Origin of the sequence: Rathayibacter sp. VKM Ac-2856, from assembly GCF_013205055.1 — a bacterium.
In the GTDB taxonomy this organism is placed as follows: Bacteria; Actinomycetota; Actinomycetes; order Actinomycetales; family Microbacteriaceae; genus Rathayibacter.
Window position 1 is genome coordinate 288,523 of record NZ_JABMLF010000001.1, and the last position, 24,262, is coordinate 312,784.

The following is a 24,262-nucleotide window of genomic DNA, read 5'->3' on the forward strand; positions in this document are numbered from 1 at the left end:
GCACACCAGGACCTCGCAGTCCCCGCCGATCCAGCGGAAGGCCGCTCGACGTCGCGGCATCCCTCGTCCTCACGGTCGGCCTGATCGGCTGCGCCGCACCGGCCGCGCACGCCGCGGACGCGCCGACCACCCCGAGCACCGCCGCGGCGACGGCAGGCTCGTCCTCGACACCGAACGCCATCGAGCACCCCTCGCTGAAGAGGTCCATCACTGCCAAGTTCACCCCGGTCCCGGGGTTCGCGTTGACAGAGAGAGCGTTGGTGGAATTCACGTTCCACCTCACCAACACCGGTGACGTTCCGCTCATCGTCGCGATCGACGGCAATACAACTCTCGCCGACGATCCCGAGCTGGCGCCTGGAGAGTCCAAGGACTTCACTGACACGAACGTCTACGACGCCAGAACCCTGCGGACCGGCGTATGGATGAACTCATACGCCGGCACGGCAAGGACACCTCAGGGCGCCCGGATCGACGCCCGCATCGACGCGTCGATCCCCCTCCCGGGCGTCGCGCCCACGTCGACCCCGTCGACCGGGCCGTCGCAGCCACCGTCGTCGGGCACCCCGACTCCCGATCCCACTACGTCGCCCACTTCTGCCCCGCGCGTGACGGTGACCATCGACGGCACGTTCCAGACGCAGCCGGGCGAGCTGGTGAAGGAGGGCACGCGCGTCGCGTTCGCCTACACCGTGAAGAACACCGGCGGGGTGAACCTGACGGACGTCCTCGGGCGCAAGCTCGCCGTCGGCGAGTCGTTCCTCCTCACGACGACCGAGGCCGTCGTCACGGCGCAGAACCTGAAGGACGGCTTCATCGCGGCCGAGTCGAAGGACGTGCGCGGCACCCTCCCCGACGGCCAGCGCATCGTCGTCTCGCCGGCGTTCGAGTACAAGCTCCCCATCCCCGAGAAGCCCCCGATCCCCATCCCCGCGCCCGACCTGGACGTGAAGATCACCGGCACCTTCGACGTCAAGGAGGGCGAGCCCGTCGTCGCCGGCACGAAGGTCACCTGGATCGCCGCCGTCACGAACACGGGCAACGTCGACCTCAGCAACATCAAACTCGCCGACAGCGGGGCGCTCGCGAAGCTGCCCGTCGGATCGACCGGCGCACTCACCTACGAGAGCTTCGTCACCGAGCGGGACGTGTTCAACCACTCCATCTTCATCGCGGCCCCCGTGACGGCGATCCTGCCCGACGGCACCCAGTACGTCGAGCAGACCCTCGGCACCCTCGCCATCCCGGCCGTCACTCCGACCCCGATCGACCCCACGCCCACCCCGGTCGGACCCACGCCGACCCCGGTCGGACCGACCCCCACCCCGGTCGGGCCCGACGCCGAGCCCACGGCCGCCCCGTTCGCAGGAGCAGCGGCTCGCCCGGCCACGGAGGTCGCGACCTCCACCGGCCGAGCAGCAGCGACGGCCACGGCATCGACTCGCTCGACAGCGGGCCACCTCGCCTCCACCGGCTCCGACGCCGCCGCCGTGCTTCCCGCCGCGGGCGTCCTCACCCTGCTCGGAGCCCTCGGCGTCCTCGCGGGTCGCCGCCGCCGGAGGAATGCCATCACCGACTAGCGAGAAGATCCCCGCCTCGAAGGGCCGCCGTGCAGGACGGCTACGTCACACCCGCTGCGAAGATCGCTCAGGGAACCGTTCCGGACGGCGCGAGCATCTCCGTTCTCGGGCCGTACGACTACAGGCTCCCCATCCCCGCGACCCCTCCGGTCGCCGCCGAGGTGCCCGACCTGGACGTGACCGTCACCGGTGCGTTCCTGGCCGCGGAGGGCGAGCCGATCGTCGCCGGCACGAAGGTGCGATGGATCGCCGCGCTCACGAACACGGGCACCGTCGACCTGCACGACGTCGGAGTCGCCGACGGCCGGAAGCTCGCCGAGCTGCCGATCGGCGCGACCGGCGCGGTCGTGTTCGAGACCACCATGTCCGAGCGCGACCTGATCGACCACTCGATCTCCGTCGACGCGCGGGCCGGCGCCGTCACACCGGCCGCCGTCGACTACTCCGAGCAGGTCCTCGGCGCCCTCGCCGTCCCGGCCGTGGCCCCCGCCCCGGTGGATCCGGTCGGCCCCGCTGCTGCCCCGGCCGGTCCGGACTCCCGGCCCGCTGCCGCCCCGGTCGCGGGAGCAGCAGCCCGACAGGTCACGGAGGCCACCACCTCCACCGGCACCGCTGCCTCGACGGGCTCGTCGGGATCGACCCGGACCTCGGCGGCGCAGCTCGCCTCCACCGGAAGCGACGCCGCTGCCGTGCTGCCCGTCGCAGGGGTCCTCGCCCTCCTCGGTGCGATCGGCGTCCTGATCGGACGCCGTCGCCGACCCACCGGCAGCGCCTCCTAGAAGCGGTCTGCCGAGCCGGCGGGTGAGGGCGGTCACCCGCCGGCTCGGTTCGGCAGCGGTTCTCGGCGGCCGGTGCGCGCTGAACGCGAGCGCCGACCGGCCTCCTCCGCCGCCCGATCACGACATTCCGGGTCAAACAGCACTATCCGTGCCACTTTCTACCGGGTGAGCGAAGTGCCGACATACGTTTCCGACTGCTGCTCAGCGAGCGCCTCGGTTCGACCGGGCGCCGCCGCTCCGCCGATCCGCACCGCGATCGGATCGAGCGACTCGGCAGCCGATCTCCCGCCCGGAACGCGACGCGTTCACTGCTCGAAGGACACCGCCATGTCTCGCACCACGCCCGCCACCGCGCCCGCCCGCCGCTCCTCCCCTGTCCTCCGCGCCCTCGCGGTCACCGCCGCGGCGGGGGTCGCCGTCACCCTCGCCTCGTTCCCGCTCGCACCTGCCGCGTCCGCCGCGCCGGCCGCGGCGTCTGCCGCGAGCGCCGCGACCTTCGGGCCCGACGGCACGCACTACCCCTCGGACACGCCCGACATCCGCGCCCGCCTCGCCGACAGCGTCACCGTCGTCGACGTCGCCGCGTCCGCCACGGCGATCCGGACGGCGCTCGACTCGCTGACCCCCGCGCAGATCGCCGCGGGCGCCGTCGTCCGCGTGGCGCCCGGCCGGATCGACGACCTGTCGGCCCTCGACGGCTTCACGAACGACGGGCCGCTCAAGGTGCTGATCACCGCGCGCGACGGCTTCCAGTCGGTGACCGGCGGTGCCTGGTCGCTCAAGGGCGTCACCGGCATCAGCCTGATGCGCTTCGACATCGGCTCGCTCGACGTGAAGGGCGCGACGCACTCGTCCTTCGCCTGGCTGCGGATCGCGAACAACTGGATCGGGCTGGCGGCCTCGGCCGGCATCCCGGTGCGCGACGTGGAGCTCCTCGAGATCGTCGAGCCGGAGTCGCGGCTGAAGAGCGGCGACTCCGCCCAGATCAAGGCGTACGCACCGAACACGGTGAGCGACGTGCTGGTCGCCGGTGACTACATCGCCCCGTCCTACTACCTCGACGCGCAGTACGGCGGCTCGCACCCCGAGCGTCCGCACACCGACAGCCTCCAGATCGAGGGCGCCGGCATCACCGGGCAGGTCACCGTCCGCGACACCGTCGTGTTCAGCTCCAACAACAGCGCCGTCATCGTCGGCGGCGTGAGGAGTGTCGCCTTCGACCACGCTCTGATCCTCGGCGGCGGAGTCGCGGCCCAGCGCTACCCCTACCTGCCGGGCGGGGCCGGATCCGCCGGCGCGATCAACGGCAAGGGCAGCGTCAGCGCCGTCCAGGGCAGGGGCGGCGGTGACGTGGACTCGACCGACTCGATCTTCACGGGTTCGCTGCAGCCCACCTGGGACAGCGTCTCCCGCTCCACGACCACCCTCGGCGGCAAGGTCGCGCGCTCCGGCGGCTTCTCCGTCGATCCGGCCCTCTCCGCCCTGACCGCCGCGGGTCTGGACGCTCTCGCTCCGCGGCCGACCGCCGCGTACCTGGCCGGCATCTGGGACGGCGTGTCCGTGACCGGCGGGTCCGCCGTGACGCAGGCGCAGGCGCCGACCAGGCCGACCGCGACGACCACGTCCGCTCCGACCGCCTCCGCTCCGACCGCCTCCGCTCCGACCGCCTCCGCTCCGACCGCCTCCGCTCCGACCGCCTCCGCTCCGACGACGTCCGTGCCGACGGCTCCGACGGCACCGGTCGCCCAGCGACCAGCCACCTCCGCGCCCGCAGGGGCACCGGCGGCACGCACCCGATCGGCCGCTCCGTCGCCCGCGACCACCGCGACTCCGTCGCCCACCGCCACCGCGTCCAGCTGGAGGACGGCGCCCGCCGCCGACCGCTCCGCGCCGACCGTGACGATCACCTCGCCGCGCTCCGGCGACACGATCAGCGGCACGACCACCGCCACCGTCGTCGCCTCGGACGACACCGCGGTCATCGGCGTGACCTTCCTGCTCGGCGGCACCGAGGTCGGCGCCGGCACCAGCACCGACGGTCGCACCTGGTCGCTGACCACGCGCACCGGCGGCAAGCACGGCACCTTCGCGCTCACGGCGCGTGCCACCGACGCCGCGGGGAACAGCACCGTCAGCGCGCCGGTCGCGATCACGCTCCGCTGACCGTGATGGGCCCGGGCCGTCCGACTCGCGTCGGCCAGGCGTCTACATCCCGCTGGTTCCGACCGACGCGACGCCGTCGCACGTCGCCGTCATCGCCGCGGCGACGACGGGGTCGTCCGCCGCGAGCGACTCGCCCGCGCTCGTGACCGCCCCGTTGGTCGCCGTGCGGCCGTCGGCGGACAGCTCCACGGTGGTCGACGTGATCGAGTAGCTGCCGTTGTCGCCCTGCTCGGCGAGCAGCCCCACGATCGAGCGGTCGCCGCGGGCGTCGGCCGGGCCGCAGGCGACCCCGGTGCCGGCGTCGCCGAAGCCGGCCAACGTGAACGTGTACGGCTCGCCGTCGGTGCCGGTCGGAGTGACGAAGGCGCAGTCGGTGAAGGCGAGGAGCGCCGCCGTCCGGCCGTCCTCGAGCACGGTCGCGGCGAGACCCGGGGCGACCGCGACCGTCCAGCCGCGGTGTCCGCCGGGGCCGGCCAGCGGATCCGACTGCAGGACGGTCGCGCCCGACGCGGTGCGGATGCCGTAGGCGAATCCGTCGGTCTCCGTGTAGAACCCCTGGTCGGCGCGCCCGTCGCCGTCGACATCGCCGATCTCGGCGGTCGTCGCTCCCGCCGGCACCGCGGTGTCGTTCGGAGCGCAGCCCTCGGCCGAAGCGGGCGCCGAGGGTTCCGGTGTCGTGGATGCGGTGGCCGTCGCTGTCGGCGCCGGTGACGACGGCGCGGTAGTGCCGGACTCGGCCGCCGACGCGGACGGCGGAATTGACGATCCCCCCGCTGCGGAATCCGAGGCGCTGGAGCAGCCGGCGAGACCGGTCGCACCACCCGCCAGGACGAGGGAGAGGGTGAGCAGACGGACCTTGCTGTGTCGAGAACGGACCACGATGACCTCCTCCGCCACGGTAGGACGCGACCGTCGGATCTGCCAGGACCCGGCAGCGATTCCTCTCAGATGGAGCGGAGTGCGGCCGCGCGGGCGGGCTCGCCTCAGCGCCCCGCCTGCACCGTGTGCAGGGTGGCGTAGCGCCCGCCCGCGGCGAGCAGCTCCTCGTGGCTGCCGGTCTCGACGATGCGGCCGCGCTCGAGCACGACGATGACGTCGGCCGAGCGGATCGTCGAGAGGCGGTGCGCGACGACCAGGGTGGTGCGACCGCGCATCAGGCGCAGCAGCGCCTCCTTGACGGCCGCCTCCGACTCCGGGTCGAGCGCGCTGGTCGCCTCGTCGAGCAGCAGGACGCGCGGGTCGCGGACCAGGGCGCGGGCGATGGCGATGCGCTGCCGCTGGCCGCCCGACAGCCGGGCGCCGCGCTCCCCCACCACCGAGTCGATGCCGTCGGGCAGCTCGCGCACGAACTCGAGGGCGTTCGCATCGCGCAGGGCGGCGAGGACCCGCTCCTCGGCGACACCGGTCAAGCCGTAGGCGACGTTGTCGCGGATCGAGCCCTCGAAGAGCACCGAATCCTGCGGCACCACGGAGACGGAGCGGCGCCAGGTGCGCAGGTCGAGCGTCTCAGCGTCCACGCCGTCGAGCAGGAGGCGCCCGCCGGTCGGGCGGAGGAAGCCGAGCACGAGGTTGAGCATCGTCGACTTGCCCGAGCCGGACGAGCCGACGAAGGCGACGGTCGTCCCCGGCTCGATGTCCAGGTCGATGTCGCGGACGCCGATGCTCTCCTCCCCGTAGCGGTAGGTCACGTCGTCGAGCCGGATCCGCCCGCGCACCTCGCCCGCGGGTGCCTTGCCCTCGTTCGACTCGAGGTCCGGGTCCTCGAGGAGCTCGCCGATCGAGCGGACCGACTCGGTGCCGCGCGCGATGACGGGCAGCAGCATCAGCAGGTTGGTCATCGCGCCCGTGAGCAGCGCGAAGTAAGAGCTGAGCAGGACGACCTGGCCCGGGGTGATCGGGAGCCAGCCGCTGATCGAGACCCAGGCCGCGAGCACCAGGCAGGCGATGCCGAGCAGCTGGAGGCTGACCCAGGACAGCGAGGCGAAGCGGCCGTTGAGCAGATCCAGGGTGTAGCCGGCCGACCGGACGCCCTCGGCACCGGCCGCGACCCGCGCGACCGCGGTCTGCTCGAGGCCGTGCGCTCGTGTGATCGGGATGAGCGTGGCCATCTCGCCGACCCGGGCGGAGAAGTGCTCCACCTCGCGGCGGAACTGCTCGTTGCTCCGGCGCGAGCGGCGGCCGAGGAAGGCGCGCAGCAGCACCGCGAGCGGGATCGCGCAGGCGTAGACGGGGAGGAAGGCGGGCACCTCGATCGCGGTCATCACGATCGCGCCGATCGCGACCATCGACGCGGAGAGCAGCGGGTGGCCGACCTGCTGGAACATGACCTCGATGTTCTCGACGTCGCGGACGACCTTGGTCTGCACGATCGACGAGCTCGCCCGCGAGTGGAAGCCGATCGAGAGGTTCTGCAACCGGGCGGCGAGGGCGTTCCGCAGATCGGTGCCGGTCTGGCGCACCGCGCTCATGTAGAGCCGCGTGTACATGACGTGGTTGGGGTAGTTCTGCAGCAGCGCGATCAGGGCGATGCCGGCCCAGAGCCAGAGGGTCGACTCCGGCCCGCCTGCGACGACCACGTCGACGATGGCGCCGGTGACCACGGGGAGCAGCCAGAGCGGGGTGTCCTTCACCGCGAAGAAGAGGACGGCGACCACGACGCGCGGTCGGTAGCGGCCGAGCAGCCGGAGGGCGGAGCGCCCCGGGTGCTGGCGGTCGAGCAGCAGCGGGGCCTGCGAGGCGCGGGCTTCTCTCACGAGGCGGTCGACTCCGATCGGGGCGTCCACGGGGCGGTCGGGAGCGACCGCTCCGACGGGGACCCGTCCGACGCTACCCGGGTCGGATCGTGGTGGGCAAGCGTTTTCCTGGTTAGGGTGCTCGGACCGATCAGCGCCGGCTCGAGCCGGCACCCGACCCCGGAGGACGTTCATGACCGAGCCGGTGCCCCTGCGCGAGGACGCCTTCGCCGAGCCCTACCGCGACCCCGTGTTCGACGGTCCGACCGATCCGGTGCTCGTCGCCGACACGCTCCGCGGCGAGTGGCTGCTGTTCTACACGCAGCGGCGCGCGACGCTCGACCTGCCCGGCGTGGAGTGGGTGCACGGGAGCGCAATCGGCCTCGCGGCCTCGCGCGACGGCGGCGCGAGCTGGGAGTACCGCGGCACGGTTCCCGGGCTCGACGCCGGACTGACCGCGGAGCTGCCGACGCTGTGGGCGCCGGACGTCGTCCGGCTCGGCGACCGCTGGCAGATGTTCCTCACGCGGATCGACGGGATCCCCGGCGACTGGACCGGGCGGGCGACGATCGCGCAGTTCGAGAGCGAGGATCTGCGGACCTGGCGGCTGCTCGGCGAGATCGACCTCGGCTCGGACCGGGTGATCGACGCGGCCGTGGCGCGCACCGGGGACGGGCGGTACCGGCTCTTCGCGAAGGACGAGCGGCGCGATTCCACGACGGTCGTGGCGGTCAGCGACGAGCCGGGTGATCCGGCGTCGTGGCGGGTCGAGGGGGTCGCGGTGAGCGGCCGGGCGCACGAGGGGCCGAAGGTGCTGGCGCTCGGCGGGCGGTACTGGCTGGTCACGGACGAGTGGCGGGGGCTCGCGGTGCACCACTCGCCGGACGGAGTCGGCGGCTGGCAGCGGCAGCGCGAGCGGGCGGGGCTGATCCTGACGGCGCCGGAGCGGCTCGACGGGGCGCCGGTCGTCGCGCGGCACGCGGACGTGGTGGCGCTCGGGGAGGACCGCGCGCTGATCGTGTACTTCACGCACCCGGGCTGGGACGGCAGCGAGCTCGCGTCGATGCCGCCGACGGCGGCACGGCGCCGCTCGCACGTGCGGGCGGCGGTGCTCTCGGTCGTGGACGGCGTGCTGGTCCGCTCGGCGGACTGAGGGCGGGCGGGCGCTCTCGCCCGGCAGGGGTGGATCTCGATACGCCCGCTGCGCGGGCTACTCGATCAGCATGGAGCGGCACGCCCTGCAGGCTGACCGGCCGGCATGGGGCGGCGCACGATGCGTGCTGTTCGATCAGCATGGGTGCGGCGCGCGAGGCGGGCCGCTCGATCAGCAGGGTGCGGCGCCTCATGCTGGTCGAGTAGGCGCCGCAGGCGGCGTATCGAGACCCCGTGTGCAGAGCGCGACTGAGTCGCGGCGCTGTTCGGGCGGCCGGTCGGCCGCGACGGCGGGGGTCCGCGCCGCCTCGACCCGCTCCGCCGACTGAGTCGCCGCCCCTGTGCGCGCACAGCCGCCGCGCCGCCCGCGGACGCCGCCGTGGGGCCCGGCTTGACGCCCGCGGACCGGCCACGTATTTTGGGGCAAACGCTTTCCCGAAACGTTTCATTTCACTTCGGGGTTCGAAACGATGATGTTCTCGAAAGGACGACGATGTTCCGCTCACACAGCATGCGCTACTCGGCCGTGGCCGCCGTGGCCGTGGCCGCACTGGCACTGACCGGCTGCTCCGGTGGAGGCTCCGGAGCCTCCGCCACCCTGGACCCGGACGAGGAGATCACCCTCGACTACACGTTCTGGGGCAACGACGACCGCGCCGCCCGCTACGACCAGGCGATCGCGCTGTTCGAGGAGGAGCACCCGAACATCACCATCAACTCGACCTTCACCGACTACCCCGGCTACTGGGAGAAGCGCCAGACCGAGGCGGCCGGCGGCGGACTCCCCGACGTGATGCAGTTCGACTACACCTACCTGCGCCAGTACGGCGACAACGGCCTGCTCGGTGATCTGTCCGAGTACTTCGGCGGCGTGGTCGACGAGACCACCATCTCCGAGGAGCTCCTCGCGACCGGCGAGCTCGACGGCGCGACCTACGCGATCCCCACCGGCTACAGCGCCTGGGCGGTCTTCCAGAACCAGGACCTGCTGGCCGCGAACGGCGTCGAGCCGTACGCCGGCGGCGGCAGCTGGGAGGACTACGCGGCCTACGTCGCGGACGTCACCGCGAAGACCGGCGGCGCCGTCTACGGCGGCACCGACTACACCGGCCGCATCCAGAACTTCGAGCTGCAGCTGCGCGCCGACGGCAAGGAGCTGTTCACCGAGGACGGCGAGCTCGGCTTCACCGAGGACGACCTCGCCGCGTTCTGGGAGCAGGGCGACGAGATGCGCACCTCGACCGGCGTGCCGGCCGCGCGTCTCCAGGAGCTGCTGCCCAAGTCCGGCTTCGGCGCCGGCATCGCGACCAGCGAGATGAGCTGGAGCAACTTCCTCGGCGGCTACATCGGCGACAGCGGCGCGTCCGAGATCGTGATGACCGCTCCCCCGACCGCGGACGAGGGCACGAAGGACCTGTACCAGAAGGTCGGCCTGATGCAGGCGATCTCCTCGGCGACCGAGCACCCCGAGGCCGCCGCGACCTTCCTCGACTTCCTGATCAACAGCCCCGAGGTCGGCGAGATCTTCGGCGCCACGCTGGGCATCCCCGCGTCCTCCGAGCAGCTCGCGGGTGCGAACCTCGAGGGGCCGGACAAGCAGGTCGCCGACTACCTCGACTCCGTCGAGGACCGCATCGGCACGGCTCCGGCCGCGCCGGTCGCCGGCTACGGCGCCATCGAGGCGAACTTCCTCGACCTGGGCACCAGCCTGGGCCTCGGTGCCGTGAGCGTCGACGAGGCGGTCCAGCAGTTCTTCGACGAGACCGACGTCACCCTCCAGAACTGATCCGCTCCCTCTCCTACTGATCCCCTTCATCCAGGCCAGGAAAGGCATCACATGACGACGACGTCGACCCCGAGCGGCACCGCCGCCGACGGTCGCGTCACGCCCCTCGCCGACCGGACGAGCACTCCTCGTCCGGTCGGCGGTCAGGCGCGGCGGCGACCGAAGCGGGACACCCTGGCCGGCTACGCGTTCCTCTCGCCGTGGCTGATCGGCTTCGTCGGGCTCACGCTCGGCCCGATGCTGATGTCCCTCTACTTCGCCTTCACCGACTACAACCTGTTCCGGGCGCCGGAGTGGATCGGGACGGGGAACTTCGAGCGCCTGTTCGGCGACCCGAGGTTCCTCCAGTCGGTGCAGCTCACGCTCGCCTACGTGTTCGTCGGCACGCCGGTGAAGCTGGCCGCCGCTCTCGTCGTGGCGATGCTGCTCAACTACAGCGCGAAGGGCACGGGCTTCTTCCGCTCGGCCTTCTACGCTCCGTCGCTGATCGGCGCGAGCGTCAGCATCGCGATCGTCTGGCGCGCGATGTTCTCGACCGACGGACCCGTCGACTCGGGACTGCAGATCTTCGGCATCGAGATCGGCGGCTGGGTCGGCGTGCCCGCCCTGATCCTGCCGATGATGATCATCCTCGCGGTGTGGCAGTTCGGCGCCCCGATGGTGATCTTCCTCGCCGGGCTCAAGCAGGTGCCGGCCGAGCTCTACGAGGCCGCGATGGTCGACGGAGCGGGCCCCTGGCGGAAGTTCCGCAGCGTCACGCTGCCGATGCTCTCACCGGTGATCTTCTTCAACCTGCTGCTCGAGATGATCAACGCCTTCCAGGTCTTCGCCTCGGCGTACATCATCGGCAACGGCACCGGCGGTCCGGCCGGCGCGACGAACTTCTACACGGTGTACCTCTACACCCGCGCGTTCACGAACAACCAGATGGGCTACGCCTCGGCGATGGCCTGGGTCCTCCTCCTCTTCGTCGGCGTCCTCGCCTTCGTCCTCTTCAAGACCCAGAAGAGCTGGGTGCACTACTCGGGAGACACACGATGACGACCTTCGACACCACTCTCCCCTCGGCCGACACGCAGGTGCTGACCGAGCCCGCACCCCGCCGGCGCCCGCGCCGCAAGCGCCCGAAGACCGCGACGCTGGTCTGGATCGCCGCGATGATCGTGCTCACTGCGATCGTGCTCTACCCGCTGATCTGGATGGGTGCCGCGGCGTTCAAGCCGAACAGCGAGTTCGGCGGGCAGACCTCGCTGCTGCCGCAGAACCCGACGCTCGACAACTTCGTGAAGGTGCTCGCCGGCGTCGGCGGAGTCCCGCTCTGGCGGTTCTTCCTCAACTCGACGATCCTCGCGGTCGGCTCGGTCATCGGAGTGGTGATCTCGTCGTCGATGGCGGCGTACGCCTTCGCCCGCCTCGACTTCCGTGGCCGTCCGCTCTACTTCGCGCTGATGATCGGCACGCTCCTGCTGCCGATGCACGTGCTGCTGATCCCGCAGTACACGATCTTCCGCACGCTCGGGATGATGGACACCTACTGGCCGCTGCTGATCGGCAAGTTCCTCGCGACCGAGGCGTTCTTCGTCTTCCTGATGGTGCAGTTCATCCGCAACCTGCCCCGCGAGCTGGACGAGGCCGCGCGGATCGACGGCGCCGGCCACGTGCGCATCTTCCGCTCGATCACGATCCCGCTGATCCGCCCGGCGCTGATCACCTCCTCGATCTTCGCCTTCATCTGGAGCTGGAACGACTTCCTCGGTCCCCTGCTCTACCTGAACACCCCGGACCAGCAGCCGCTGCCGCTCGCCCTCCGCGTCTACAACGACCAGACCTCGGCGTCCGACTACGGAGCGACGATCGCGGTCTCGGTGCTCGCGCTGCTGCCGGTGCTGATCTTCTTCATCGTCTTCCAGCGGTTCCTGGTCGACGGGGTCGCGACCCAGGGCCTCAAGGGATGAGCCGGGCGTCACGGGCCCAGCGCGAGGCGCGCGCCGCCGCCGCCGACGGCACTGCGCTGCGCTGGCCGGGTGCGGCGAACCGCTTCGCGCTGTTCGCGGAGGTGCTCTTCACCGGGCTCCTCGTCACGCTGCTCGCGCTGCCGCTCGTGACGCTGCCGCTCGCCCTCGCGGTCGGTGCCCGGCACCTGCGCCGCTTCGTGCTCGACGAGCCGTCGCCCGTCCGGACCGCGCTGGCGGAGGCCCGCACGGGCTTCGTCCGCGCACTGCCGGTCGGGCTCGCCCTCCTGGCGCTGACGGCGGTGCTCGGTCTCGACCTGCTGGTCGCCTCGAGCGGCGCGCTGCCCGGAGCGACCGCGGTCGCCGTGGTCTGCGGGGCCCTGCTCGCCGCGGCGCTGGTCGTCGTGCTGACGGCGTCGGCGCTCTGGCGGCCGGAGTCGCACTGGGTGCCGCTGCTGCGCGAGGCGGCTGCCCTCGCCGGCCGCGATCTCCGCGGTTCGGGTGCCCTCCTGGTGGCGCTGCTGCTCGCCGGCGTGGTGACCTGGCAGCTCGCGCCGCTGGTCGTGCCCGCGCTCGGCTGCACGGTGTTCGCGGCCCTCGCCGTGCGGCTCTCCCGCACGGCGAGCCCTCGATGATCGCCCGGGGGCGCTCGATGACGACCTGCACCACCACCTGCTCCACGAACGCGGAAGGACCCCTGCTCGGATGATCCACTACGGCGGCGACTACAACCCCGAGCAGTGGGATGAGAGCGTCTGGGCGGAGGACGCTCGGCGGATGCGCGAGGCCGGCGTCACGACGGTCAGCCTCGGAATCTTCGCCTGGGCGCGGATCCAGCCCGACGAGCGGACCTTCGACTTCGACTGGCTCGACCGCGTCCTCGATCTGCTGCACGAGCACGGTGTCGCCGTCGATCTGGCCACCGCGACCGCCTCTCCCCCGCCGTGGGCGACCACGACCTATCCGGGGATCCTGCCGGTGGACGAGAACGGCGCGACCTACTGGCCGGGGAGCCGACAGGCCTACCGCCCCACCTCCCCCGACTACCGCCGACTCGCCGCCCGACTGGTCACGGCGATCGCCGAGCGCTACCACGACCACCCCGCCGTCGTGCTCTGGCACGTGAACAACGAGTACGCCTGCCACCTGCACTACGACTACTCCGACGACGCGGCCGCCGCCTTCCGGGCCTGGCTCGAGCGGAAGTACGGCGACATCGACGCGCTGAACCGGCGCTGGGGCACGTTCTTCTGGTCGCAGCGCTACGGCTCGTTCGCCGAGATAGTGCCTCCGCGGAAGGCCCCGTACAGCCACAACCCGACCGGTCTGCTCGACTTCCGCCGCTTCACCTCGGACGCCCTGCTCGAGCTGTACACGATGGAGCGCGACATCATCCGCGCCAGTGGCGCGACCCAGCCGATCACGACGAACTTCATGGGCGCCTTCCCGCCGCTCGACTACTGGAAGTGGGCGGCCGAGGTCGACGTCGTGAGCGACGACAACTACTTCGATCCGGCCGACCCGGAGTCCTTCCGCGGGGCCGCGTTCACCCGGGATCTGATGCGCTCGCTCAAGCCGGGCGTGCCGTGGCTGCTGATGGAGCAGGCGACCGGCGCCGTCAGCTGGCGGCCGTCGAACGCCGTGAAGGAGCCGGGTCGGATGGCCGCGCTCTCGATGCAGGCGGTCGGCCGCGGCGCCGACGGGGTGCTCTTCTTCCAGTGGCGCCAGTCGCGCCGCGGCAGCGAGAAGTTCCACTCGGCGATGCTGCCGCAGGCCGGCGTCGCCACGCGCACCTGGCGCGAGGTCGTCGAACTCGGCCGGGTGCTCGGCGAGCTGCCGGACCTGTCCGGGGCGTCGTCGCCGGACGCCGGGCCGACCGGCTCCGGAGCCCGCATCGCGCTCGTGCTCGACTGGGAGAACTGGTGGGCGATCGGCAACCCCGACCACCCCGTGGTGCTCGACCTGCTCGAGCTCGTCCAGCGCTGGTACTCGGCGCTGCACCGGCAGAACCTGGCGGTCGACCTCGTGCTGCCGACCGCGGACCTGGCCGCGTACGACCTGGTGGTGCTCGCCCACTCCTACCTCCTCACCGACGCGGCGGCGCAGAACCTGTCCGCCTTCGTCGGGCGCGGCGGCCGACTGCTGGTCACCGTGTTCAGCGACGTGGTCGACGAGGACGACGCCTTCCGCGAGGGCGGTTTCCAGGTGGGTCTCCGCGACATCCTCGGTGTGGCGGTGCAGGAGTTCGCCGGAGTCGCGGAGGGTTCTGCGGCCGTGGTCGACACTCCCTTCGGGAATGTCCGCGGCGAGCTGCTCGCCGAGGAGCTGGGCGTGCTCGTGGATCCCTCGGACGAGCGGCCCGTCGAGGTGCTGGGGCGGTACGCCTCCGGACCGGCTGCGGGGACGCCGGCACTGACCGAGCGGCGGACCGGCTCGGGTGCCGCCTGGTACCTGGCGACGATCCCGGACGACGCCGGCATGCTCGCGGTGACGGAGTGGGCGGCTCGGGAGGCGGGGATCGAGCCGGTGCTGCGCACCCCGAGCCCGTGGGTCGAGGCCGCCCGCCGCGGCGACGTGCTCACGGTGATCAACCACGGCACCGAGCCGGTGGACGTGACCGTCTCCGGCACCGACCTCCAGACCGGCCGACCCGTCGAGTCCGTGCACCTGGAGCAGTACGCCTGGACGCTCGTCCGCATCTGACCACTCCCGCACCCCCTTCCCCTCCCTCTCCCCCCGCTCCGCGAGATGCCACTTGTGCTCGCCTTCCTCGGCGTGTCGGGCACACAGGTGGCATCTCGCGGACGGGGAGGGCCTCAGCGGGCGTCATCTGCGAGGAGGTCGCGGACGGTGCGGGGGTCGCGGTCGAGGAGGCGCGCCAGCGTCGGATCGGTCCCCGCGAAGAAGCCCGCCGCCGCTGCCCGGTGCATGCCGAGCAGGAAGCGCGCCTGGGGCTCCGGGGCTCCGCCCGCCACTCGCCGCGCCAGCCACTCGTCGTCGCCGAGGACCCGGAACTCGACCGGACGACCGACGACGTCGGCGGCCAGGGCCGTCACCTCCTCGAAGGTGAGCGCTGCCGCGGCGGTGAGGGTCACCGGTCCGTCGTGCGCGCCGTCCGACAGCAGGATGCGGGCGGCGCCCTCCGCCGCGTCCTCCCGCGCGGTCCACGAGACCGGGCCGTCCGCGGGCACCTCGACGATGCCCGTGGCGCGCCAGTCGCCGAGGAAGAACACGAGGCTGTGGGCGTAGAACCCGTTGCGCAGCGACGTCCACGGCACGCCGGACTTTGCGAGGATCCGCTCGGTCGCGGCGTGGTCCCGACCCGGCCCGAAGGGCGTGTCGTCGGCCGCACCCTGGTGGCTCGTGTAGAGGATGCGCCCCACCCCGGCCTCGACCGCCGCCGCGACGGCGGCCCGGTGCAGAGCGACGGCGTCGGCGCGCGGGTCGCTCGCGGAGACGAGCAGCAGCTGGTCCGCTCCGTCGAAGGCGGCTGGCAGCGACGCGGGGTCGGCGTAGTCGCCCCTGCGCACCTCCACCCCCGCCTCGGCGAAGCGCGCGGCCTTCGCCGTGTCCCTCGCGACGACGGCGATCTCGGAGCCGGGCAGGCTATCGAGGAGATGGTCGACGGTCGCTCCGTTGAGGGCGCCGGTAGCGCCGGTGACGATGATCATGGGATGCCTTTCGCGGGGAGGAAGCGGTGGTATCGGTGATACCTCGAGAACAGTAACGCTGGAGTATCGCCGATAGCAAGAGTGCGATACCGTGGATCCATGAGCGACGCTCCCACCCCCCTCGACACCCGCGGCCGCATCGTGGACGCGGCCGCCCGCCTGCTCCGCGAGCAGGGCCCGGCCGCGGTCACGACCCGCGGAGTCGCCGAGTCCGCCGGTCTCCAGGCGCCCGCGATCTACCGCCTCTTCGGCGACAAGGACGGCCTGCTCGAGGCGGTCGCGGAGCACGTGCTGACCAGCTGGGTCGCGGAGAAGGCGGCCGTCGTCGCGGAGGCTGCCGCGGGTGACGTCGATCCGATCGACGATCTCCGCGCAGGCTGGGCCGCGCAGGTCGAGTTCGGGCTGGACAACCCCGCGCTCTTCCGGCTCCTCAGCGACCCGTCGCGCGCCGGGACCTCAGCGGCGGCACGGTCCGGCAAGCGCGTGCTCGAGGCGAGGGTCGGCCGGGTCGCCGCCGCGGGCCGCCTGCGCGTGCCGGAGGAGCGGGCCGTCGGGCTGATCCAGACGGCCGGCGTCGGCGTCGTCACCACTCTGCTGTCCGAGCCGGACGACGAGCGGGACCCCGGACTCGCGGAGTCCGCGCTCGAGGCGGTCCTCGCCCGGATCCTTTCCGAGCAGCCGTCACCCGCGGAGGACGCATCGCTCGCCGCCGTCGTGGCCGTCCGTGCGCTCGCACCGCGCCTGGCCGATCTGCGTCCGGCCGAGCGGGAGCTGCTGCGCGACTGGCTCGATCGCGTGCTCGACTCGGGCGCGCGACTCCTGCCGCCCGTCGACGCCACCGCGTCCGTCTCCTGATCCGGGGACCGAGATGCCGGAACCGCGCCTGGTCGGCGCTCACGCCGTGACGCCGCACCGCCGCTCCCCCGCTCGCCCCGGCCGACTGCTGCCGGTGGCCGTACTGGTCGCCCTGTCGGCAGCCGGTTGCAGCGGCGCCGTTCCGATGGCTGTCGCTCCGACCGCGTCGGCGGTCGGCTGCGCGGGGATCGTGGCGCGGCTCCCCTCCGACGTCACCGGACTCCCCCAGCGGGAGACGGATGCGCAGGGCACGGGCGCGTGGGGCGATCCGGCACAGGTCCTCCTGCGCTGCGGTGTCTCCGATCCCGCCCCCTCCGCACAGTGCCTCACGGAGGGCGACGTCGACTGGACGATCGACGACAGCGATCCCGCCCTCGTGACGGCGAGCACGTACGGACGCGAGCCGGCGGTCGAGGTGGTCCTCGACGCGAGCCTGACGGGCGGGCGCGAGATCCTCGCGGCCCTCGCCCTGTCGGTGGCGTCGGTGCCGGCGACGGAGCGGTGCTCCTGAGGTCGGTGCAGCGTAGGTCTCGATACGCCCCTTCGGGGCTACTCGACCAGCAGGGGTTCGCGTCCACTCACGGAGACATGCTCGTGAGTGGACGCGGGGCGGGGTCTGCACGGCGGCCGGAGGCCCACTCGCGTCGAGTCGCGGGAGGGCCGCTGGTGAGGAGACGCGATACGGGCTCGGCAGGACGATCGGACGCCGGTTCAGGTCCGGTCGCGGGGCGGAGGGCGGCGCGCCGCGGGGCGCGCTAGTCGGGCTCGGCGAGAGCCTCCTGCAGGGTTCGGATGGCGGCGCCGAGCGCGCCGGAGGCGAGCAGGCCCGAGCCGAGGGGGCCCGCGGAGTCCTCGCCGAGCAGCGGGAGACGGCGGAGGGCGGACCGCACCGGAGCGCTCATCTGCGCCCGCTGCCAGGCGATCTCGGCCGCGCCGCCGCGGCCCGGGTCAGCCAGCTCGGCCGCCTTCGCCGCGTAGGCAGCGGCACCGAGGGCGTGCGCGCCCATGTGCGCGACTCCGGAGGCCTGCCCCGCCGACCAGGCGGCCGCCTTCGCCGCCGGCGAGGTCGCGGACTGCGCCGAGCGGCCCGCCTCGAAGCGGCGGCGGATCTCTCCGGCCGCAGCGAGCTCGCCGCGCGAGAACGCCCGCGCCCGGGCGATGCCGTCGCGAGCCCTGCCGTCCGCGGGCGCCTCCGCCTCGAACAGCGGCAGGACGCGCTCGGCGCAGTCGGCCGCCCAGGCGGCGACGAGGCGGCGGTCCTCCTCGGTCAGGGTCTGCGGCGAGGGCATGTCAACACTCTCGCAGACGGCGGCAGCGGGCGGGGCGGGGCCGTTCCGCCCGTGCCTCTTGTGGTGGCGAGCGCGCCTGGGCAGTGTTGCCCGAATGAGCCTCTACCTCTCCTGTCCCGTCGCGAGCGTCGAGCGAGCGGCCGCCTTCTACACCGCCCTCGGCTGGACCCGCGACGAGCAGATGTCCAACGACAGCGTCGCCTGCTTCGCGATCGCCCCCGGTCAGTTCGTCATGCTCAGCAGTCGCGAGATGTACGCGAGCGTCGGCGGCACCGAGGAGCTGATCGGCGGGCCGGACACGCCCTCGAAGATCACGGTGTCCTTCGATCTCGGCAGCCGCGAGGCCGTCGACGAGCTGACCGAGCGGGCAGGCGCGGCGGGCGGCCGGATCGGCGACACCGACGAGTACCCCTTCATGTACCAGCGCCAGTTCGACGACCCCGACGGCTACCACTACTCCCCGTTCTGGATGAACCCGGCCTGAGCCGCGGCCGCGCTCCGGGCTGCGTCGACCGGCCGCGGCATAGTGGGGACGTGCGAACAGCGGCGGAGACCCTTCTCGACGGACCTCGGGGCAGACGGCTCTGCCTGGAGTACGCGACGGCGGTCGATCAGGAGCTGCACACCGCGGCCTTCCGCGTCGCGTTCGCCGAGCCCCGCGAGGGGACGTCCGTGGTGCGCCTGTACGAGGACGGTGCTGCGGGAGACGAGCAGACCGACGAGCGAACAGAGCTCGCAGCGGAGGACGTCGCCGCGATGATCGAGGCTCGGTCAGCGGCGTCCAGTCCGAGCACCGCGTCGATCCCGTCCGACGCCGCCGTCCGCGGCGCGCTCCGCCGGAGCGTCGACGCCGCGCGGTACTGGCAGGAGCCGGACGAGGAGGACGTCCTCGCCGGGCACCCCGAGATCCGCTCGGCGCTGACCGGCATCGCCGAGCTGCTGCTCCGCTCGCCGCTGATCGCCGACCGGTCCGCTCCGCCGGCCGCGACGCAGTGGGCCGTCGAGTGGCGCCCGGACACCGCGCGAGCGCTGCCGACCGACGCCGCCGCCCTGCTCGAGGAGTGGTGCACCGCCCTCCGCGAGGAGGAGGAGCGCGCCGTCCGCGAGCGCCCGCTCGACCCGACCGCGAACTGGTCGGGTACCTGGTGGTCGCTCCCCCTCCGCCTGCTGCAGACCCGCTCCCGCATCGACGACCTGCTCGAGCTCGACGAGGACTCCCTCGGCCCCGAGGCCGCGACCGTGATCCCCGTCTCGGGCGCCGGACGCACGCTCGAGATCGGGTCGGCCGAGGACTGGGCCGAACTCTGCCGCGCCTGCCCGGCGGAGGTCACCGCCTCCCGCCGGCACGACTGGTACCGGGTCACCGGCTGGGAGGGCCGCTGGCTCGTCCCGGACTGGCAGCGCGTCGCGGCGGACTGGGACGCGGCGCACCTCACCACGCTCGGGTACCTCTCCGGCGCGACCCGGCTGATCCCGATCGACGAGGACCACGCGACCGTGATCGGCGGCTGGGCTCCGGACAGCACGCTGTGGCTGACCGACGCGGCGCGCGAGGCGGACGCCCCGCGCCAGCAGTGGCGCCGCGCGCAGGGCGAGGACGCCTGGCGGCGGACCGCCTGACTCACGGCCCGGCAGCCTCGGCATCGCGGCCCGTTGCGTGCGTCAGTCCCGCCGCACCCGGACGGTGTCGCCGTCCAGGGTGAAGCGGAGTCCGGTCCCCTCGCCGAACTCGGTCACCAGCGGCTCCGGCATGCCGGCCCGCACCGTCGTCTGCGCGACGGCCGGGAAGGAGCCGGCGCTGCACCCGTTGATGACGAGCCCGCCGCCGCTCGTCTCGGTCGGGACGGCGACGAGGCAGAGGTCGAGGTCGTCCGGCGGCCCGCCGCCCGAGCTGCGGAGGAAGGTCAGGCCGTAGAAGTCCTCGGTGGCGACGACGTCGGCGAAGCCGCTGCCCGTCCAGCGGTCCGACGCGCTGAGCGGCAGCACTGCGGTGTCGCGGGCGGTGGAGCTCGTGGCCCACGCCGTCGTCAAACCGGCGAGGACCGCGGTCGCCACGAGGGACAGCGCCCAGAGGACGGCCAGGAGCATGCCCGAGCGGACGGGGACGGCGGCAGGCGGAGTGGTGGTCGGCTCGGCGGACGCCGACTCAGCGGAGGTCGGCTCGGCGGACGCCGACTCGACAGGTGGCATCGGTTCCGGCTCCGCCGTGCGATCCGCGGGCCGCGACACCGCGGTCGGAGCCGCGCGCTCCTCCAGCAGCCGCAGTCGCGCCCACCCCGGCGCGTCGAGAGCGGGACCGGCGCCCCGCCCGTACGCCCGCCGGCGCAGCCCGTCCAGCTCGCTCTGCTCCTGCTCGTCCCGCTCCGGCTCGTCCATCTGCTGCATCCTGCCAGGGCGCCGCCGCGGATCGCCTGGGGCATCATCGAACGCATGGTCGTGTCCTTCGAGGTCGTCACCCGCTCCCCGCGATCCGTGCAGGACCTGTTCGACCGCGCGCGCAGCATCGATCTGCACACCGAGTCGCAGGCGGCGTCCCGTGAGCGCGCGATCGGCGGAGTGGTCAGCGGCAGGATCGGCCTCGGCGAGGAGGTGACCTGGCGGGCACGGCACTTCGGCGTCCCGCTCCGGCTGACCAGCGCCGTCACCGCCGTCGACGCGCCGCACTCGTTCACGGACGAGCAGACCCGCGGACCGTTCCGCTCCTTCCGGCACGACCACCGCTTCGAGTCCGACGGCTCCGGCTCCGTGATGATCGACCGCCTCGTCTTCAGCGCTCCTCTCGGCGTGCTCGGGCGCCTCGCGGAGCGGCTCGTCCTCGAGCGCCACCTGCGGCGACTGATCGTCCAGCGCGGCGTCTTCCTCGCCGCTCCGACAGCGGCGGCGGACGGTCGGCACGACTGAGCCGACGTCCTCCACAGGACGCCTCGCGACACTCTCTCCATCGATCGGCCGGTTCGATCGAGATACTCCACTGGCGGGAGTATCGTCGCCGTCATGGCAGCGGAGATGAGGGAGAGCACCTTCTGGATCCTGACCGTGCTCGCACTCGGGCGCCGCCACGGCTACGCGCTCCTGCAGGAGATCGAGATGCAGTCGGAGTCCCGCGTGCACCTCCGGGTGACCACGCTCTACGCGGCGCTCGAGCGGCTGGATTCGGAGGGGCTCATCACCCCGGACGGGGACGAGCGGGTGGACGGGCGCGTACGGCGCTACTTCCGGCTGACGGAGGAGGGCCGCTCCGCCCTCGGCGCGGAGGTCGCCCGGATGCAGGCGGGTGCGGCACGAGCGCGGAGGAACCTCAGCCTCGGCGTCAGACCCGCCCCTGCCACCTGAATCGACCGCTGACCGAGACCCCGCCGACGCCCACCCCGCACTCCACGACCCCGCACTCGATGACCCACGGAGGAGAACCGGATGACCCCGAACGAGGACGGACAGCGCGCCGAGCGCTTCCGCCGGGCGCTGCGCTGGTACCCGGCCGCCTGGCGACGCGAGCACGGCGACGTGCTGCTGGGCATCCTGCTCGACGAGGCCGACGCCGACGGCCGGTCGCGACCCGGTCCGGGGCAGCGGCTGGCTCTCGCCGTCGGCGGGGTGCGCCGCCGCCTCGGCCGGACGCCGGGCGGATCCGCGGCGACGATCGTCCCCCTGGCACTCGCGACGGCGTTCTCCGTCTTCTACGCCACCGTCAACTGGTCGCCCGGCGTCAGCTACCCCGGTGCGATCGGTCCGTTCACCAATCCCGCCGTCCCCGTCGCGGGCACTCTCTTCGTCCTGGCGCTCGGCCTCGCGCTCTCGGGCCGCACAGGCGCCGCGCGGATCGCCGCCCTGCTCGCCGCGACGGCCGAGCTGAGCATCGCGCTCGTCGCTGTCTCGGCCGGCTGGCTCGGCCCGGGCCTCACGACCGCCGGGCCGGTCGCCGCACTCGGCGTCCTGGCCGTCGTCCCCTGGCGCGGCCGTGCGGCGGCGGCGGTCTCGGTGCTCCTGCTCGTGGGCCTGCCTGCCGTGCTGATCGGGATCGAGGTCCTCTGCGCGACGGTCCTGATGGGCTTCCCCGCCCTGCGCGTCCTCCTGCCGCTGGTGGTCATCGCCGCGGTCCTGGCGCTGCTCACCCTGGCCGCGCGCCGAGCCGCGCGTCTCGAGCGCGAGTCGATGATCCTGGGAGGGTCGTCCGCCGTCCCGTTGCACTGACTCCACCGCGCGGTCGTCCGCGGGAAGGGCCCGTCCTGCGGGAGACTGAGCGCAGGTGCGGGGTACGGCGCCACGCCCGGGGGGACGGAACGATGACGGAACACGGCACGACGACAGGGCGGGTGCGCCCGCGCCTCTGGATCGGACTGGCGGTGTGGGCGGGGTACCTCGCGTTCGTCGTCGCCGTGCAGGCCGCCGGTGGAGTGCCCTACGACGAGTGGGGCGACAGCGCGGGCAACCTGTTCTTCGGCGCGGGGCTGTCGCTGATCCTCGCCACAGTTCTGCTGGCGGTCACCGTCACACTGCTGGGCTGGTGGCGTCCGGTGATGCGCGAGCGCGAGCGGAGCCGCCATCGCTGGCTGATCGTCCTCCCCGCCCTGGTGGCGCTCGCCGCGGTGATGAACCTCGCGGGCACCGACTGGCCCGCCTACAGCGGAGCGTTCCTCGCGGCATCCCTGGTGCTCGCACTGGTCGGCTTCACCGAGGAGATCGTCAACCGCGGCATCCTGCTGGTGGCGCTGCGCACGCGGCTCGCCGAGGGCTGGGTGTGGTTCCTGACGACGGCACTGTTCGCCCTGACGCACCTCGCCAACGTGGCCCTCGGCGCGGACGAGGGCGGCACGCTCCTCCAGGTCGGCTTCGCCTTCAGCACGGGCACCGTCTTCTACATCCTCCGCCGCGTGACGGGCTCGCTCCTCTGGCCGATGCTGCTGCACGGACTGTGGGACTTCTCGGTCTTCGCCGGAGGAGTGGGGACGCCGGGCGCCCTGTCCGGGCTCGCGAACCTGCTCGAGCCGCTCGCGGGGGTGCTCGCGATCCTCCTGGTCGTGTTCGCGATCCGCGGGGCGCGGGAGCGGATCGGCGCAACGCCCGCGGGAGGCACGGCATGAGGGCCGGCTCCGTGCGCGCGGCGCTGCTCCTCGTCGTCGTCTACGTCCTGCTCGCCTGGGGCCTCGGGACCGTGCTCAGCGACCTCGTCGGCGACGACCAGCCGGCGGCGCAGTTCGCGCTCGGCCACCTCGTCCCGCTGCCGATCGGCATCGCGCTCCTCCTGCTCTACGTGCACCGCGCCGGGCTCGGCTCCGCGGTGTGGCGCGAGCGGCCCACCCCCGCCCTCGTGCCGCCGCGCCGCTGGCTCATCGCGATCCCCGTGATCGCGATCGTGGAGCCGCTCGTCGAGCTCGCGGACGTGCCCTGGGCGGACGTCGCCCTCGGACTCGTCGCCGTCGTCGCCCTCGGGACCCTGCTGGTCGGCCTCGGCGAGGAGCTCCTCATTCGCGGTGTCCTGCTCACCGCCGTCCGTCGCCGCCACGGCGAGCTGGTGACGCTGCTCGTCACCGCCGGAGTCTTCGCCCTCGCGCATCTCCCCGGCAGCATCGCCGCCGGAGCGCCGCCCGCGGTCCTCGCGATCCAGGTCGGCGGACTCGCGGTGGTCGGCGCCGGCTACTACTGGATCCGCCGCGTCACCGGACGGCTCTGGGTCGCGGCGCTGGTGCACGCCTTCACCGACTGGGTGCTCTACCTCGGCAGCGGCGCGGACGTGCCCGCCACCTCCGTCCCCCAGGAGCACACGGGCTCGAGCGACCCCTTCATCGCCACGATCGAGGTCGTCCTCTGGATCCTGCTCGCGGTGGGCGTCGTCAGCCTGATCCGCGAGGACCGGCGGAACCGGCGGGGAGCTCCGCTCGGCGAGAGCGTCGCGCGCTGATGGGGCGGACGGAGGACCCTCACCCGGTGCTGCCCCAGCGGCGGCCGGCCTCGGACGTCCTCTCCGTCCCGATCCTGCTGCACACGATCGGACTGGCCGGGCTCCTCGTCCTCCCCCTCCTGTTCTTCCTCCTCGCCACGGCGTCGGGCGTCCGGCTCCAGGACGGCGGCTCGACGACCACCGACGCGGCGGTCGAGCTCTACCGGCTGGCCTTCTCGATCGCCTTCGTCAGCGGCGGGCTGATCCTGCTCCTCGGAGCGATCCGACTCTCGAGGGGGACATCGGGAGCGGTCGACGGGGCCTGGGCGGGAGTGGCGCTCGTCGCCGTCGTCCTCGCGGCCGGCGGCTGGGCGCTGCTGGCGACCTAGGAGAACCCACGACACTCCGGTGGTCGGTCAGCACTC

At 73.0% G+C, this 24,262-nt stretch carries 24 protein-coding genes; 19 read left to right on the forward strand and 5 right to left on the reverse strand.

The annotated features are described in order from the left end of the window. Positions 1–260 precede the first annotated feature (260 nt). From HQQ82_RS01340 to HQQ82_RS01350, 3 genes are all read left to right on the forward strand, one after another. Positions 261–1,580, forward strand: coding sequence for an LPXTG cell wall anchor domain-containing protein (locus HQQ82_RS01340; protein WP_173231303.1), 1,320 nt, complete (start codon positions 261–263; stop codon positions 1,578–1,580). Between the two features lie 29 nt (positions 1,581–1,609). Beyond that, the gene (locus HQQ82_RS20475) at positions 1,610–2,359 is read left to right on the forward strand and encodes an LPXTG cell wall anchor domain-containing protein (RefSeq protein ID WP_173231304.1); all 750 of its coding nucleotides are present in this window, start codon (positions 1,610–1,612) and stop codon (positions 2,357–2,359) included. 327 nt (positions 2,360–2,686) lie between these two features. Further along, the gene (locus tag HQQ82_RS01350; protein ID WP_173231305.1) at positions 2,687–4,522 is read left to right on the forward strand and encodes an Ig-like domain-containing protein; all 1,836 of its coding nucleotides are present in this window, start codon (positions 2,687–2,689) and stop codon (positions 4,520–4,522) included. A 42-nt stretch (positions 4,523–4,564) separates the two neighbouring features. Here the strand turns inward: HQQ82_RS01350 and HQQ82_RS01355 are convergent, their stop codons facing one another. Continuing rightward, positions 4,565–5,140 carry a hypothetical protein gene (locus HQQ82_RS01355; protein WP_173231306.1) on the reverse strand — a complete coding sequence of 192 codons (576 nt, stop codon included), beginning with the start codon at positions 5,138–5,140 and terminating at the stop codon, positions 4,565–4,567. A 365-nt stretch (positions 5,141–5,505) separates the two neighbouring features. Then, positions 5,506–7,275, reverse strand: coding sequence for an ABC transporter ATP-binding protein (locus HQQ82_RS01360; protein WP_367948275.1), 1,770 nt, complete (start codon positions 7,273–7,275; stop codon positions 5,506–5,508). Between the two features lie 172 nt (positions 7,276–7,447). On the opposite strand from HQQ82_RS01360, the gene HQQ82_RS01365 reads away from it, so the two are divergent. The 6 genes from HQQ82_RS01365 (at position 7,448) to HQQ82_RS01390 (ending at position 14,847) form a co-directional block, all read left to right on the forward strand. Beyond that, complete coding sequence (locus HQQ82_RS01365) at positions 7,448–8,407, forward strand: glycoside hydrolase (RefSeq protein ID WP_173231308.1); 960 nt, start codon at positions 7,448–7,450, stop codon at positions 8,405–8,407. 492 nt (positions 8,408–8,899) lie between these two features. Further along, positions 8,900–10,192 carry an ABC transporter substrate-binding protein gene (locus tag HQQ82_RS01370; protein WP_254071160.1) on the forward strand — a complete coding sequence of 431 codons (1,293 nt, stop codon included), beginning with the start codon at positions 8,900–8,902 and terminating at the stop codon, positions 10,190–10,192. Positions 10,193–10,243: 51 nt separating this feature from the next. Further along, entirely contained in the window at positions 10,244–11,233 is a 990-nt protein-coding gene (locus HQQ82_RS01375; protein ID WP_173231309.1) for a carbohydrate ABC transporter permease, read from the forward strand. Beyond that, positions 11,230–12,147 (forward strand): carbohydrate ABC transporter permease, encoded by a 918-nt coding sequence (locus HQQ82_RS01380; RefSeq protein ID WP_173231310.1) that lies wholly within the window; start codon positions 11,230–11,232, stop codon positions 12,145–12,147. The genes HQQ82_RS01375 and HQQ82_RS01380 overlap by 4 nt, the downstream gene beginning before the upstream one ends. Then, positions 12,144–12,779 (forward strand): hypothetical protein, encoded by a 636-nt coding sequence (locus tag HQQ82_RS01385; RefSeq protein ID WP_173231311.1) that lies wholly within the window; start codon positions 12,144–12,146, stop codon positions 12,777–12,779. The genes HQQ82_RS01380 and HQQ82_RS01385 overlap by 4 nt, the downstream gene beginning before the upstream one ends. A gap of 70 nt (positions 12,780–12,849) precedes the next feature. Beyond that, positions 12,850–14,847: a beta-galactosidase gene (locus HQQ82_RS01390; RefSeq protein ID WP_173231312.1), complete on the forward strand. Its 1,998-nt coding sequence runs from the start codon at positions 12,850–12,852 to the stop codon at positions 14,845–14,847. A gap of 113 nt (positions 14,848–14,960) precedes the next feature. Here the strand turns inward: HQQ82_RS01390 and HQQ82_RS01395 are convergent, their stop codons facing one another. Further along, a complete protein-coding gene (locus HQQ82_RS01395; RefSeq protein ID WP_173231313.1) occupies positions 14,961–15,815 on the reverse strand; it encodes an NAD(P)H-binding protein in 855 nt (284 codons plus the stop codon). A 99-nt stretch (positions 15,816–15,914) separates the two neighbouring features. On the opposite strand from HQQ82_RS01395, the gene HQQ82_RS01400 reads away from it, so the two are divergent. Together HQQ82_RS01400 and HQQ82_RS01405 are read left to right on the forward strand one after the other, a co-directional pair. After that, positions 15,915–16,670: a TetR/AcrR family transcriptional regulator gene (locus HQQ82_RS01400; protein WP_173231314.1), complete on the forward strand. Its 756-nt coding sequence runs from the start codon at positions 15,915–15,917 to the stop codon at positions 16,668–16,670. 145 nt (positions 16,671–16,815) lie between these two features. Beyond that, positions 16,816–17,181: a DUF3515 family protein gene (locus HQQ82_RS01405; RefSeq protein ID WP_173231315.1), complete on the forward strand. Its 366-nt coding sequence runs from the start codon at positions 16,816–16,818 to the stop codon at positions 17,179–17,181. A gap of 244 nt (positions 17,182–17,425) precedes the next feature. Here the strand turns inward: HQQ82_RS01405 and HQQ82_RS01410 are convergent, their stop codons facing one another. Next, positions 17,426–17,959, reverse strand: a complete 534-nt coding sequence (locus HQQ82_RS01410; protein WP_173231316.1) for a putative immunity protein — start codon at positions 17,957–17,959, stop codon at positions 17,426–17,428. Positions 17,960–18,053: 94 nt separating this feature from the next. Here HQQ82_RS01410 and HQQ82_RS01415 point away from each other — a divergent pair, with 94 nt between their 5' ends. After that, entirely contained in the window at positions 18,054–18,443 is a 390-nt protein-coding gene (locus HQQ82_RS01415; protein WP_173231317.1) for a VOC family protein, read from the forward strand. 50 nt (positions 18,444–18,493) lie between these two features. Continuing rightward, the gene (locus tag HQQ82_RS01420) at positions 18,494–19,579 is read left to right on the forward strand and encodes a hypothetical protein (RefSeq protein WP_173231318.1); all 1,086 of its coding nucleotides are present in this window, start codon (positions 18,494–18,496) and stop codon (positions 19,577–19,579) included. 42 nt (positions 19,580–19,621) lie between these two features. Here the strand turns inward: HQQ82_RS01420 and HQQ82_RS01425 are convergent, their stop codons facing one another. Then, positions 19,622–20,335 carry a hypothetical protein gene (locus HQQ82_RS01425; RefSeq protein ID WP_173231319.1) on the reverse strand — a complete coding sequence of 238 codons (714 nt, stop codon included), beginning with the start codon at positions 20,333–20,335 and terminating at the stop codon, positions 19,622–19,624. Between the two features lie 54 nt (positions 20,336–20,389). Here HQQ82_RS01425 and HQQ82_RS01430 point away from each other — a divergent pair, with 54 nt between their 5' ends. The 6 genes from HQQ82_RS01430 (at position 20,390) to HQQ82_RS01455 (ending at position 24,226) form a co-directional block, all read left to right on the forward strand. Continuing rightward, positions 20,390–20,860 (forward strand): SRPBCC family protein, encoded by a 471-nt coding sequence (locus HQQ82_RS01430; protein WP_173231320.1) that lies wholly within the window; start codon positions 20,390–20,392, stop codon positions 20,858–20,860. A gap of 93 nt (positions 20,861–20,953) precedes the next feature. Beyond that, a complete protein-coding gene (locus HQQ82_RS01435) occupies positions 20,954–21,292 on the forward strand; it encodes a PadR family transcriptional regulator (RefSeq protein WP_173231321.1) in 339 nt (112 codons plus the stop codon). An 81-nt stretch (positions 21,293–21,373) separates the two neighbouring features. Next, on the forward strand, positions 21,374–22,150 hold the full coding sequence (locus HQQ82_RS01440; RefSeq protein ID WP_173231322.1) for a hypothetical protein: 777 nt from the start codon (positions 21,374–21,376) through the stop codon (positions 22,148–22,150). 92 nt (positions 22,151–22,242) lie between these two features. Then, positions 22,243–23,040, forward strand: coding sequence for a CPBP family intramembrane glutamic endopeptidase (locus tag HQQ82_RS01445; RefSeq protein ID WP_173231323.1), 798 nt, complete (start codon positions 22,243–22,245; stop codon positions 23,038–23,040). Then, positions 23,037–23,858 (forward strand): CPBP family intramembrane glutamic endopeptidase, encoded by an 822-nt coding sequence (locus tag HQQ82_RS01450; RefSeq protein WP_173231324.1) that lies wholly within the window; start codon positions 23,037–23,039, stop codon positions 23,856–23,858. Before HQQ82_RS01445 ends, HQQ82_RS01450 begins: the two co-directional genes overlap by 4 nt. A gap of 26 nt (positions 23,859–23,884) precedes the next feature. Beyond that, a complete protein-coding gene (locus tag HQQ82_RS01455; protein WP_173231325.1) occupies positions 23,885–24,226 on the forward strand; it encodes a hypothetical protein in 342 nt (113 codons plus the stop codon). The last annotated feature ends 36 nt before the right edge of the window (positions 24,227–24,262 follow it).

What these genes read in the sequence shown, in the direction of transcription:
- HQQ82_RS01350 (WP_173231305.1), top strand. Translation starts at nt 2,687, where the DNA reads ATGTCTCGCACCACGCCCGCCACCGCGCCCGCCCGCCGCTCCTCCCCT.
- HQQ82_RS01365 (WP_173231308.1), top strand. Translation starts at nt 7,448, where the DNA reads ATGACCGAGCCGGTGCCCCTGCGCGAGGACGCCTTCGCCGAGCCCTAC.
- HQQ82_RS01370 (WP_254071160.1), top strand. Translation starts at nt 8,900, where the DNA reads ATGTTCCGCTCACACAGCATGCGCTACTCGGCCGTGGCCGCCGTGGCC.
- HQQ82_RS01375 (WP_173231309.1), top strand. Translation starts at nt 10,244, where the DNA reads ATGACGACGACGTCGACCCCGAGCGGCACCGCCGCCGACGGTCGCGTC.
- HQQ82_RS01380 (WP_173231310.1), top strand. Translation starts at nt 11,230, where the DNA reads ATGACGACCTTCGACACCACTCTCCCCTCGGCCGACACGCAGGTGCTG.
- HQQ82_RS01385 (WP_173231311.1), top strand. Translation starts at nt 12,144, where the DNA reads ATGAGCCGGGCGTCACGGGCCCAGCGCGAGGCGCGCGCCGCCGCCGCC.
- HQQ82_RS01390 (WP_173231312.1), top strand. Translation starts at nt 12,850, where the DNA reads ATGATCCACTACGGCGGCGACTACAACCCCGAGCAGTGGGATGAGAGC.
- HQQ82_RS01395 (WP_173231313.1), bottom strand. Translation starts at nt 15,815, where the DNA reads ATGATCATCGTCACCGGCGCTACCGGCGCCCTCAACGGAGCGACCGTC.
- HQQ82_RS01400 (WP_173231314.1), top strand. Translation starts at nt 15,915, where the DNA reads ATGAGCGACGCTCCCACCCCCCTCGACACCCGCGGCCGCATCGTGGAC.
- HQQ82_RS01405 (WP_173231315.1), top strand. Translation starts at nt 16,816, where the DNA reads ATGGCTGTCGCTCCGACCGCGTCGGCGGTCGGCTGCGCGGGGATCGTG.
- HQQ82_RS01410 (WP_173231316.1), bottom strand. Translation starts at nt 17,959, where the DNA reads ATGCCCTCGCCGCAGACCCTGACCGAGGAGGACCGCCGCCTCGTCGCC.
- HQQ82_RS01415 (WP_173231317.1), top strand. Translation starts at nt 18,054, where the DNA reads ATGAGCCTCTACCTCTCCTGTCCCGTCGCGAGCGTCGAGCGAGCGGCC.
- HQQ82_RS01425 (WP_173231319.1), bottom strand. Translation starts at nt 20,335, where the DNA reads ATGGACGAGCCGGAGCGGGACGAGCAGGAGCAGAGCGAGCTGGACGGG.
- HQQ82_RS01430 (WP_173231320.1), top strand. Translation starts at nt 20,390, where the DNA reads ATGGTCGTGTCCTTCGAGGTCGTCACCCGCTCCCCGCGATCCGTGCAG.
- HQQ82_RS01435 (WP_173231321.1), top strand. Translation starts at nt 20,954, where the DNA reads ATGGCAGCGGAGATGAGGGAGAGCACCTTCTGGATCCTGACCGTGCTC.
- HQQ82_RS01440 (WP_173231322.1), top strand. Translation starts at nt 21,374, where the DNA reads ATGACCCCGAACGAGGACGGACAGCGCGCCGAGCGCTTCCGCCGGGCG.
- HQQ82_RS01445 (WP_173231323.1), top strand. Translation starts at nt 22,243, where the DNA reads ATGACGGAACACGGCACGACGACAGGGCGGGTGCGCCCGCGCCTCTGG.
- HQQ82_RS01450 (WP_173231324.1), top strand. Translation starts at nt 23,037, where the DNA reads ATGAGGGCCGGCTCCGTGCGCGCGGCGCTGCTCCTCGTCGTCGTCTAC.